12 protein-coding genes and 1 riboswitch are annotated in these 11389 nt (G+C 49.4%); of the genes, 5 read left to right on the top strand and 7 right to left on the bottom strand.

Annotated features, from left to right (window positions below; genetic code table 11):
* On the bottom strand, positions 1–588 hold a 588-nt coding region (locus ACFS7Z_RS26360; RefSeq protein WP_377492162.1), incomplete at its 3' end, for a PQQ-dependent sugar dehydrogenase.
* Between the two features lie 258 nt (positions 589–846).
* A complete protein-coding gene (locus tag ACFS7Z_RS26355) occupies positions 847–1059 on the bottom strand; it encodes a hypothetical protein (RefSeq protein WP_377492159.1) in 213 nt (70 codons plus the stop codon).
* Between the two features lie 9 nt (positions 1060–1068).
* On the opposite strand from ACFS7Z_RS26355, the gene ACFS7Z_RS26350 reads away from it, so the two are divergent.
* From ACFS7Z_RS26350 to ACFS7Z_RS26335, 4 genes are all read left to right on the top strand, one after another.
* Positions 1069–1824, top strand: a complete 756-nt coding sequence (locus tag ACFS7Z_RS26350) for an SDR family NAD(P)-dependent oxidoreductase (protein WP_377492157.1) — start codon at positions 1069–1071, stop codon at positions 1822–1824.
* Positions 1825–2519: 695 nt separating this feature from the next.
* Positions 2520–2623: riboswitch (SAM riboswitch) on the top strand.
* Positions 2624–2989: 366 nt separating this feature from the next.
* Positions 2990–3973 (top strand): ATP-grasp domain-containing protein, encoded by a 984-nt coding sequence (locus ACFS7Z_RS26345; protein WP_377492154.1) that lies wholly within the window; start codon positions 2990–2992, stop codon positions 3971–3973.
* Position 3974: 1 nt separating this feature from the next.
* On the top strand, positions 3975–5024 hold the full coding sequence (locus ACFS7Z_RS26340; RefSeq protein ID WP_377492150.1) for an LLM class flavin-dependent oxidoreductase: 1050 nt from the start codon (positions 3975–3977) through the stop codon (positions 5022–5024).
* Between the two features lie 274 nt (positions 5025–5298).
* Positions 5299–6063 (top strand): DUF6503 family protein, encoded by a 765-nt coding sequence (locus ACFS7Z_RS26335; RefSeq protein ID WP_377492147.1) that lies wholly within the window; start codon positions 5299–5301, stop codon positions 6061–6063.
* Positions 6064–6304: 241 nt separating this feature from the next.
* On the opposite strand, the gene ACFS7Z_RS26330 is transcribed toward ACFS7Z_RS26335, so the two are convergent.
* From ACFS7Z_RS26330 to ACFS7Z_RS26310, 5 genes are all read right to left on the bottom strand, one after another.
* Positions 6305–6505: a hypothetical protein gene (locus tag ACFS7Z_RS26330; RefSeq protein ID WP_377492144.1), complete on the bottom strand. Its 201-nt coding sequence runs from the start codon at positions 6503–6505 to the stop codon at positions 6305–6307.
* A 132-nt stretch (positions 6506–6637) separates the two neighbouring features.
* The gene (locus ACFS7Z_RS26325) at positions 6638–7708 is read right to left on the bottom strand and encodes a flavin monoamine oxidase family protein (RefSeq protein WP_377492141.1); all 1071 of its coding nucleotides are present in this window, start codon (positions 7706–7708) and stop codon (positions 6638–6640) included.
* Positions 7709–7763: 55 nt separating this feature from the next.
* Positions 7764–8711 (bottom strand): carbon-nitrogen hydrolase family protein, encoded by a 948-nt coding sequence (locus tag ACFS7Z_RS26320; protein WP_377492138.1) that lies wholly within the window; start codon positions 8709–8711, stop codon positions 7764–7766.
* Between the two features lie 149 nt (positions 8712–8860).
* Positions 8861–9985 (bottom strand): trans-sulfuration enzyme family protein, encoded by a 1125-nt coding sequence (locus ACFS7Z_RS26315; RefSeq protein ID WP_377492135.1) that lies wholly within the window; start codon positions 9983–9985, stop codon positions 8861–8863.
* A 40-nt stretch (positions 9986–10025) separates the two neighbouring features.
* Positions 10026–10490: a RidA family protein gene (locus ACFS7Z_RS26310; protein ID WP_377492132.1), complete on the bottom strand. Its 465-nt coding sequence runs from the start codon at positions 10488–10490 to the stop codon at positions 10026–10028.
* Between the two features lie 667 nt (positions 10491–11157).
* Here ACFS7Z_RS26310 and ACFS7Z_RS26305 point away from each other — a divergent pair.
* Positions 11158–11389, top strand: a 232-nt coding sequence (locus tag ACFS7Z_RS26305) for a carboxypeptidase regulatory-like domain-containing protein (protein ID WP_377492129.1), incomplete at its 3' end; no start/stop codon positions are given.

Below are 11389 nucleotides of genomic sequence, written 5' to 3'. Positions count from 1 at the left end.
GTCCATGTAGCCGGAGTTGCCGCCTATGCCCACGCACACATACATCCTTCCGTCCCTTCCCATGCGCACGTCATTGGGCTGGTGGTCAGATTTGCTGTCAACGATTCCCCCGAGTATCTGGGTAATCTCCCCGTCCGGGGTCACCCGGGACACGCAACCGTATAGTTCCCTGTCCCGGTGGGTGATGTAGAAAGCGCCGTTGTACCAGGTCATGCCGGAGATGGCGGGGTAAATTCTCCCATCCAGGTTGACCACTTCTGTTGCCGTACCGTTTGCTTCTATGCGCAGTATCCTTGCCGAAGCATCCTCCTCATCGAGGAAGGTGCCACCGGCCTCCGCCACATACATATGGCCCTGGTCGTCCCAGGCAACAGAAGTGGGGTAAGTAAGGCCGTCTGCTATCTTCTCAATCTCATAACCCTCGGGCAGCCTTATCATGGGGAAGTTAGCCGATGCCTTCAGCCTCTTGCTGTCAGCGTCATGTTTCAACTCTGTGAACTTTTCCCCCAGCATGTTCGCGCCAACACTTACAGCCCCCGCCATGGCAGAGGCAATGGGCCCGCGTCTTGATTCTTCTTTCTCGCTCATATCTAAATTGTTATGCTTTGTGAATGGTATAGGGTGTAACGGTGTAGATACACGAACGTTTTCGGAGTTTAGCCATCGGTATGCTGTCACTGCCTTTCCTCTTGGCCCTTGCTTATTTGCATTAAGGAAGTGGCTCCCCCTAAGAAATGGGTGCTGTTAATGAAGCAGGGGATGCTGTGATATGATGCCAGGCCTGAAGAACCGAAGGCTGCCAGGAACTTGATCTTTCAGTTTTAGAGGCTAAGCGTGCATGTGTTGTTAGACAGAGGCCGTGCTCTTTTTATTGCGCCAGTTTCCAGAGACTATCCTTTCCACCAGCTCCGCCATCCTTCCTGCGCTCACGGATACATGGCGGAGCTGGTGGAAATCTTTCTCGCTGTCCTGGGCATCCTGTTCCCGCAGCGGCGAAAATATCACGCCCCCTGCCCCCATTACCTTCCTTGCTTCCGTATGATAAGGACTGACAACCAAAGAGAGAAAATGGCAGATCAAGCATTGATAGTAGGTGGCACGACAGGAATGGGCAGAGCCACAGCAGAACTGCTGCTAAAAGGCGGCATTGAAGTAATCATCATGGGCCGACCAGGCAAGAAGCTAGAGGCGGCAAGGGAAGAGCTGTCCGCTCATGGTAAAGCCCATGCAGTAGGCGTAGACCTGAGCAGCCTGCCTGACGTGCAGCAGTTCACCAGCAGCCTCAAGACAGAGTTTCCTGATTTAAAGTACCTGCTCAACGCAGCAGGGTACTTCAGCCCAAAGCCGTTCCTTGAGCATACCGAGGAGGACTATGACCGCTACCATGCATTCAACAAAGCCTTCTTCTTCATCACACAGGAAGTGGCCAGAGTGATGATAGGCAACGGAGGCGGGTCCATCGTTAACATCGGCTCAATGTGGGCCAAACAAGCCATCAAGGCAACTCCCTCCTCCGCGTATTCCATGGCTAAGGCGGGTCTGCACAGCCTTACCCAACACCTGGCCATGGAGCTGGCAGACCACAATATCCGCGTCAATGCTGTTTCCCCGGCAGTGGTGGTAACGCCTATTTACGCTGCCTTCATTGAGGAAGATAAAATAGAGGAGGCACTACAGGGGTTCAATTCCTTTCACCCAATAGGAAGAGTCGGGCGGGCGCAGGATGTTGCCAATGTCATTTATTTCCTGCTCACAGATAAAAGCTCCTGGGTAACCGGCTCCATCTGGGACGTGGACGGGGGAGTCATGGCAGGCAGAAACTGAGCAGTAGCGCAATAAGATGGTTTCAAGCGCTTGCTACGCCTGACTCTCAAGCTTTCTACCCTCTATGTGATATATGAAGAACTGCAATTCCTCAATAGCGACAAAGAAGGAATAGTAGCTGTAGAATGGAAGGTTAAGTACAGCAAGGGCTTGTTATGGCTGCCAGGATATGTTGCCTTGCGCTATCGGATCAGAGCTTAAGCGGGATTGACCTGTGGAGTTGCTCTACTTCTTGGGTTATTAACCTGGTCGTGATTAACCTCTCGGAGTCGATGAGGTAGGCGCAAGTAGAAAAGCACCTCCCATGCACATAAGGATTTAAGTTAGCAAACTAAGTGTAAACTCTTATATCATTGGCCACCTGTACTACAACCTTAGTGTTGACGTGAAAGCAGCAAAAGATAACACTCAGTCAAGAAGAGTACATTATGATTCTGCCAAAGTGAACATTGCTGTTCCCTTTAAGTCCGGTACAGACTGCAAATAATGAGCTGTAAGACTATAACTTCACTATCTCACTTTATCCTGAAGATGTGCAGGTGCTTCCTGTTCAGTGTGCATGGCGCAGCTATTAGGAGGGCTGAAGCAGTAGCCTTCCTTCTGTGTACCTCCATTATTTATTTAGAAGAATTTGGAATTATGAAACTCACCTGCCAATTTTGCATCCGTAAAGTCAATTACCTATCATCGTATTTGATTTATAAAGAAGAAGGGAGAGAACAGGCTCTGTGAACTTCTAGCAACCAGTTGTAGAACCAGGTGCTAAATCCTGCCTAAAATTATTTAGGGCATATAAATTAGCATTCATGAAGAATACCTTTTCACCAAGTTCTACCGTTCAGGTAGCTACATTTTACCGGTCCAACACCATCGGTAAGACCTCTTTATTTACTACCTCAACTTCTTGTTGTTGCTGTTGTTGCTAATCCTGCTGCCCTGGCTGTAGGTGTAAAGCGATACCCTTTCACCACTTTGTCACCTCCATTCGCCAGCGTCTGCAGCTTCAGAAACAGCTGTGGCCTATGTTTCCGTACAAATTATAGTAGCGCCTCACCCGATTAGAACTATACCTGCGGCTTTTCATCCGTCAGGTACTCATAAAAGTTAAATTCATAACACCGGCTGCTATCAGCAGCATTATACATAAACTTAAGCAAGAAATCCTATGTCAACTTATTCATCAGATAAACCCATCGCTATTTTCCATGAGCACCCGGACTGGTTCCGACCTTTGTTTAACGAACTGGATGCCCGTGGTATACCGTATGAGCGCCTGAACGCGGCTGAGCATACCTATGACCCGGCGCAGAAAGAACTGCCTTACAGCCTGTTCTTTAACCGCATGAGCCCATCTGCTTACCTGCGCAACAACGAGCAGGGAATTTTTTACACACTCGGCCTGCTGGCGCAATTAGAGGCGCGTGGCATTCCGGTGGTAAACGGCTATAAAGCTTTCCAGTACGAGACATCAAAGGCCCTGCAGATAACACTGCTGGAGCGTTTGGGGCTTCCTTACCCGAAAGCCCGTGTCATCAACCATCCTTCCCAGGCGGTAAAAGCTGCGGATGGCCTTCGTTACCCGGTGGTGGTGAAGGCGAACATAGGCGGCAGCGGTGCCGGCATCGTGCGCTATGACTCCGCCGAAGAACTTGCCCAGGCGGTAGAAGCCGGAGAAGTGAAGCTGGGAATAGACAACACAGCGCTGGTGCAGGAGTACGTGGTGGCCCGCGGCGGACACATTAACCGCGTAGAAACCCTGGGCGGCAAATACCTTTATGCCATCAAAGTGTATACCAACGGGGAAAGCTTTAACCTCTGCCCTGCTGATATCTGCCAGACGACGAACGGCAAAGAACTGACCCGCAACGCCTGTGCCCTGGATGCACCGAAGAACGGCTTGAAAGTAGAGGCTTTTACGCCAGAGCAGGAAGTAATTGATGCCATTGAGCGTATTGTGCAGGAAGCTGGTATCGATGTGGGTGGTATCGAGTACATGGTAGACGAGCGTGATGGCCAGATTTACTATTATGACGTAAATGCGCTGTCGAACTTTGTGGCAGACGCTGTGAACGTGATTGGCTTTAACCCGCACGCTCGCCTAGTGGATTACCTTGAAAAGAAAGCGCAACTTAAACTACAGGAGGCATAAGATGGAGTTCGGATATTGGTTACCTGTTTTCGGAGGATGGCTCCGGAACATTCCCGACGAGGGCATGGACACCTCCTGGGATTATGTGAAAACATTGGCTCAAAGAAGTGAGGACTGGGGCTACAGCCTCTCCCTTATTGCAGAGCTGTACCTGAACGACATAAAAGGACAGGCGGCTCCTTCTCTGGATGCCTGGTCTACGGCGGCGGCCCTGGCGGCTGTTACGGAACAACTGGAAATAATGGTGGCGGTGCGGCCTACTTTCCACAACCCGGCACAGTTGGCCAAGCAGGCTGCAAACATTGACCTGATCAGCAACGGCAGACTTTCGCTGAATGTGGTGTCGTCGTGGTGGCGCGATGAGGCGACCAAGTACGGCATTCACTTTGAGCAGCACGACGACCGCTACGCCCGCACCAAGGAGTGGCTGGACGTGGTGACGAATGTGTGGGAGAAAGACCACTTCACCTATGAGGGCAAGTACTATAAGGTGGAGGACAACATCCTGCAGCCAAAGCCAGCCAAGAAGCCATTCATTTACGCAGGCGGGGAGTCGGAAGCAGCCAAAACGCTTATCAGCACGCAGTGCGACGGCTATGTGATGCACGGCGATTCTCCTGAAAGCACAGGGGACCGCATCGCCGACATGCGCCGCCGCCGCGAGGCGCTGGGTCTGCCGCCGATGAAGTACGGTGTGGCAGCCTACAGCATAGTGCGTGACTCTGAGGCAGAGGCAAAGCAGGAGCTGGACCGCATTACAGACGTGAAGGCGTCTGCCGCCGGCTACGACAACTATCAGCAGTGGCTGGCGGGAACGCAGCTGGAGCAGGAGCTGTCGCTGCAGGATTATTCAGTAACGAACCGCGGATTAAGAACGGGTTTGGTGGGTACACCGGCAAAGATCCAGGACCTTATCGGGGAGTTTGAGAAAGTGGGCGTAGACTTCTTCCTGCTGCAGAGCAGCCCGCAGCTAGAGGAGATGGAGCGTTTCTCTGATTCCGTTATCAAAGCCTTCAACCCTCAGCAACCATCGCCTGCAAATATAGGTTGATCTGGTAAGGTCTCGTTCAGGAGACTGATGACAGGATCAGTAAACCAAAGCAGACACTGTTAACAGGTGCTTCGTTAATAAATGCACCTAAATCTTTACCTGCGATAGGAAACTGTAAACGTTGCTTTGTACCGTTCAAGAAAGCGGCCTTTTCGAGATAGCCTGGAAAAGTCATTAACCGTATGAGTAGGTCTATAGGGCCTTTGGGCGTTTATAAATAGGTTTCCGGAATAGTTTAGCTTTGTAGCGTTGTCTTTCGTATTGACTTTATCCCATGAGTTATAAAATTTCCCTATACCTTCTGCACATAACCGGTCTGATGGTTTTACTGCTGCTAAGCTTTTGCCAGTCGAAGCCAAAAGTTGATTCAGAACTGCTTGAAAGAACGTTGGCTTACCATGATCCCGAGGGCAATTGGCCGCAACTGAAAACCCGCCTTTATCTTAGCTCTGCCGACACGGCCGGGAAAGAGAAAACCTTCGAGATAGAGATAGACAACAGCACCGGTTACTTCGCCCACATCAGCCGCCAGGACGGGAAAGAGGTGGTAAAAGGCATTTCGGATGGCAAGGAGTTTTACCTGCTGGGCGGCAAAGAAGATATAAGCGCAGAGGACCGGGAAAAATACGATTTGACTCCCGAAGCCGCGCAAAGGGTCCACAGCTTTTACGGCTACCTCTATGGCCTTCCTATGAAGCTGACAGATGATGGAGTAAACGTAACCGATGCTGCTAAAAACGAGGAGCTCGAGGGAAAAAATTACAAGGTACTGCAGGTAAACTACGATGCTGCCGTAGGCACCGACAACTGGTTCTTCTACCTTGACCCAGAAACGCACGCAATGGAGGCCTACCGCTTCAACCACGGGCAGCCTGAAAGCGGAGAGTATATTCTGCTGGAAGAGGAGGTAGTTGTAGACGGCGTCAGGATACCGAAGGTGCGCAAGTGGTACTGGAACAAAAACAATGAATATATAGGCACCGACACGCTCATCAAAGCAGAACCGCTGACATCGTACAGAGTTCTACATGAACGCTAGCCCGCCGGAACAAATTCCTGGCTGGCGCTCCCAATAAGGGGTTACCCTGATGTAACCAATCGCTTCTCATCTGAGAGGAATGTAGGAGGCGCAGGAATGACCGCAGTTTTTTGCAAAAAGAACTGCGGTCCATGGCCCAACATCGCGCCTTCAGCATAAAAGAATGGGGTGTTCAGCGGGAGCCAGGACCAGCACCTGGGCGGTTACCAGGACCACCTCAGGTCTCACATATAGGAAACACCTACTTCTTCTCCAGCAGCAGTTGCCACCTGAACGCCCACATCCAGCGCAGGCTGTAGCTCGTGATGGCCGCCCTTTGCACCAGCTTCTTTAGTTCACTTTTTTTGAAAGCGCGCCTCACCGACAGCGGCCCGTCGTTCTTTACCAGGTATGACCGGGAGAAAAGAGCCGTGAGCCATTTAATGGAGTGGTTAGTTAGCATCCATGCTTATCATCTACACCTTGTATCGGTTGATAGCAGTCAGATTACAGCGGCCAAGGTTCGGTTCCTTCCAACTATTGTACCTTGAGCTAAGCTTTCCATGTGAACGCCTTCCCATTCAAGAAGAGTAAGTCAGGCTATACTCATCTTGCGGAGAATGCTTTGGGCTGTGGCTAAGTCACTGTAAACGGCCCCATCCATGTATCCTCCAAAAGACGGCGAAGTCTCAGTGCCTGCCAGGTATAGCTTACTGTTCATAAGGGATTGCAAATAGAGCGGGTGACCGCTGTTCTGGTGGGGCATCACATACCTGCCATAATCAGAAAAGGTATAAGTCTCACCCTTCCACACCCTTTCTGTACAAGAAAGGTAGTTGGCTGCTTGCTTTCCTAATAGCCTTGTCAGCTGCTCCATCACCTTTAGCTCCCGCTCCTCTTTGGTGAAGGCAGACGCATCAGCAGAGAGAAAACCCTTCAGCGCAAAACGGGTCTCCTCATAATTACTGTGGTCATACATTTCGATGGCAATTCCTGCGTGGCTGAAAACTGTCCCGGAATACCCCTCTCGCCAGAAAGGACTTTCATATTCAACAGCAAACTTTATGGAGTCCCCCATCCAGGTGTGTGTGTTTGCCATTACACTAACCAGCTCAGCAGGAAGTACCGGAGCAAAGGCTATCTTTTGCGATAAAATCAGAAAAGGAGGAATAGTTATAATTAGGTACTTACTAGTAAACCTTTCTCCCTTGCTGGTTATAGTTTCTATATAATCTTCTCCCTCTGATATTCGGGCTATTGGAGAGCTTAAGACGATCCTGTCACGCCCTATATGCTGGACCAGCGCATCCATGAGCTTTGAGGTGCCTCCCGCCATTCTGTAGGATGCTTCCTCCGGGTCTGGTACCTGAAACAACTGCGCCTCCTGGGATGCGTCTGTTTCAAACACGCCTATTCCTTTTTGATATTGCTTATAAAACGGAAGATCCAGCTCTTTCAGCAAGCGCATCAGGTGCGTGTGCTTTTCTGCAAACCAGGTAGCCCCCATTTCAACCGGTGTCCCATTGCCTGCGGCTTGAACGGTTTCTATTCTTCCTCCCCATCTTTCCCTTGCCTCTACAACAAGGGCATCAATTCCTTTCTTCTTCAGATAGTAAGCTGCAGATAAACCACTCAAACCTGCACCAACTATGATTACTTCTTCCATAAACCCTTTAGTTAACCTCAAGCTGATACAAAAATGATGTCCAGCTACCCTTCCACTAATCTCTTATGTCCAATATTGACTGCCGCTCTCTGTTAACTGTTAACCTTGTCACATCAGGGCGGGAGTAGTGACCTGAAACGTCGAAGTTCTGCCGCTCTTCCAGTACCCTGTTAAAGTCCAGCGTTTGGATTATCAGACCTTCCTTTCCTACTACGGGTTCAACTAACCACTCTCCGTCAGGGCCTGCAATACAGGAGCCTCCATTGGCCAGTACATCCGGGGCGTTCTTTACAATCTTTTCCAGATGAGGCGTGTCGGCTGGGAAATCCGCAACCTTCATCAGGCAAGACACAGAAATAACAAAAGACCGGGACTCTTTGGCGATGAAGCGGGTAATATCCACAGTATTCCTGTCTGAACCGGGCCAGACGGCCACATGAAGATTCTCACCCAAGCCATAAAGCGCTGTTCTGGCTAAAGGCATCCAATTTTCCCAGCAGTTTAGCCCACCAACAGTAAACTCCTTCAGGGGATGCACCCGTAAGCCGTTTCCGTCACCAGGAGACCAGGTTAGCCGCTCCTCATAGGTAGGTTGTAGCTTTCGGTGAACCGACTGAATCAGCCCTTCCTCACTGATGTAAACCAGAGAGCAGTACAGGCTGTGCCCGCCCCGGTTTTTACTGCGCTCAATGATACCTAGGTACACTGCAATTTTATGTTCCTTTGCCAGTTTACACACTTCATCCAGTTCACCTGCTTCAATCTGAACTGCATTTCTGATATAGTGCGCGTGTACTTCCTTTTGCATAGTGGAATTAAATTCTGCCCCATTGGTTAAGGACAACCAGAAAGGGTAGCCAGGGAGTAAACCTTCTCCAAAAACAACCAAATCGCATCCTTTAGCCCCTGCCTCTGAAACCGAGGCACATACTTTATCCAATGTTTGGTTTTTATTTAACCATACCGGTGAAATCTGAGCCAGCGCTACCTTCAGTAAATTCATATTCCAGATTTTGTTTGTTGCTACAAAAATAAGTGGAACAGTCTTCTTATAGCTAACCGTTCCACTTATTTCCTTTTTCCGATTGTCTCTAAACTGTTTGCCTACACAAGGGCCGCCATAATCTGTACTAATCCCTTCCTTAGCTAATACTAAGATTTCATAGCTGTTTCAATGTCTTTCAATAGATCCGCTGCATCCTCTATTCCAACAGAAAGTCGCAGTAAGCTGTCTCTTATTCCTAGTGCCAGTCGCTCCTCCTCAGGCAGGTTTGCATGCGAAGATTTGGAGGGCTGGCAGATGGTGGTGTCCACACCCCCCAGGCTCAAGGCGGGAATAATCAGTTGCAACCTGTTCAGGAAAGCCTCTGTCTTCTCCACGTCCTCCAACTCAAAGGAGAGCATGCCTCCGAATCCCCCTTTCATTTGCCTTGCAGCCACCTCATGGTTAGGATGCTGCTGTAAGCCAGGATAATATACTGTTGCTATTTCCGGGTTCTCCTGCAGCGCCGCTGCAATTTTCATAGCACTGGCATTTTGCTTCTCTACCCGGAGGGCCAGCGTCTTCAGGCTCCTCTCTACCAGGTAGCAGTCCAGGCCATTGAGGCTGCCCCCGAAGTTCAGCGCACTTTGGTAGATAATCTCTTTTAGTCTATGAGAGGTAACTATTGCACCGAAGCACAGATCGTGGTGGCCACCGAGGTACTTGGTTCCGCTGTGCACTACAATGTCAATGCCCAGCAAAATCGGGTTCTGGTTGATAGGTGTAGCAAAGGTGTTATCTACTACAGAAATTAAGCTGTGCTTTCTGGCTACAGCTGAAACAGCCTCCAGGTCAACAACAGAAAGCAGGGGATTTGAGGGAGTTTCGGTATAGATAATCCTTGTGTTTTCCCTGACCAGGGACTCAACACTTGCGATATCGGCGCTGGATACAAAGTCAAAGGCGATGTTGTATTTGGGGAATTCCTCTTCAATAAGCTTGACAGTACCTCCGTATATTTCCTGCGAAAACAGGACATGGTCTCCTGCTTTTAGAAAGGAAAAGAGGACAGTGGCTATGGCCGCCATTCCTGAGCTGAAGATCATGCCGGCTTCCCCCTGTTCTAGCCGACAGAGCTTGTCAACAATAGCATTTTGGTTCTCTGTGTTGAAGTTTCTGGGGTACAGTATTTCATCATAGCCCATATACCTGTTGGCGGTGGAGGTGAATATAGGGGTGTTCACTCCCTGCTGCTGCTGCTGGTTGTGAACACAAGTAGTTTCTTTGCTGTACATGAGGTTAGAATTTGCTACAAAAACATGCTCTAAGCCTGGTCTATTCTTCTATCTCTAAGGTTACCTCTATTTCTACGGCTATACCGCTAGGGAGGGAACCCATGCCGACAGCTGAGCGCACGTGCCTTCCCCTTTCACCGAAGACCTCCATCATCAGGTCAGAGAAACCGTTGATCACCTTTGGGTGATCGGCAAAGTCCTCCGTGGCGTTCACCATTCCTAGCACCCTCACTATTCTCTTCACCCTGCTTTGCTTACCGAGTGCTTGCCTAATGGTGGCTAAGACACAGACTCCTGCGTTGCGCGCTGCAAGGTACCCCTGCTCTACGGTCAAGTCTCTTCCAAGCTTGCCTACGTCAACGGCAGTCGGAGCCCCGCAGTAGCCGTGCACTGACAGAAACAACAGATTCCCAACCTGGACATGGGTAACATAGTTAGCAATGGGCTGAACAGGGGATAGAAGCTCTATCCCAAGATTCCTTTGCCGTTCTTCTGGTTTATTCATTTGTTTTACTTTAGCTGCTGTTAGAAATACGTATAAAAACTTTTGCTGCTGTAACAAAATTAAATGATAAGCATTGCCAAGCGGGAAATTCAGGTTTAGCTAACAGTTAGAACAAGTCTGTCTCAGTGAAGAAAGCTTGAAGGGATAACCTTTCGAGCAATATTGAAGGCAGTAACCGGGTGCACCTAGCATGGCCAAAGCTTCATACAAGTGTATTCCACCATAAGCTACTGAATCGGCGGGCACTTCCCTTCCTTCTATCTTTTTTGTCGCTTCAACTCCAAGACCTATAACTATAACACCTATTATGGTAAGTACAAAGATTCTTGATTGTAAAAGCATCTCAAGAAAACCCACGTTTGCTGGGAAACCATAACTCCCTCGAACTTATTAAAACTATGTGCGAAACAGCTTTCACAGCTTGCCTCGCAGATAGGTATGGGGCTTTACTTTTGTAGCCATTTACCTAGATTGAAAAGAGCTGTCTGTAACCTGACTCTTTGAGTCACACTATCCCCCTCCTGCAGGCCTTTTACTCTTTTTTCCTCTATTGCAACCACCACCACAATCATTCGTATCAGGTATAGACTTAATTTATTTTTAGACTACGCTAAATTATTATTTAAATAATCTTAAATATATTAACTTCTGCTAAAAATGTACCGCTATGAGGACACACCTACGCTTGCTTCTCACCTTCGTGCTGCTCATGGCCGCATTCACATCGCAGGCACAAACAGCCGCTATATCAGGAAAAGTTACTGTTGACGGAGTACCGGTAGCCTTTGCCAGTGTGGGCCTGGCCGGCACAGCAAAGGGAGCAACCAGCGATGCCTCCGGATTCTATCTCATCAGCCAGTTGCCTAGCGGAACTTACACCATAAAGGTGTCTGCAGTGG

This window comes from Pontibacter toksunensis (genome assembly GCF_042686245.1).
GTDB lineage: Bacteria > Bacteroidota > Bacteroidia > Cytophagales > Hymenobacteraceae > Pontibacter > Pontibacter toksunensis.
This window is presented reverse-complemented; position numbering and strand designations above follow the sequence as displayed.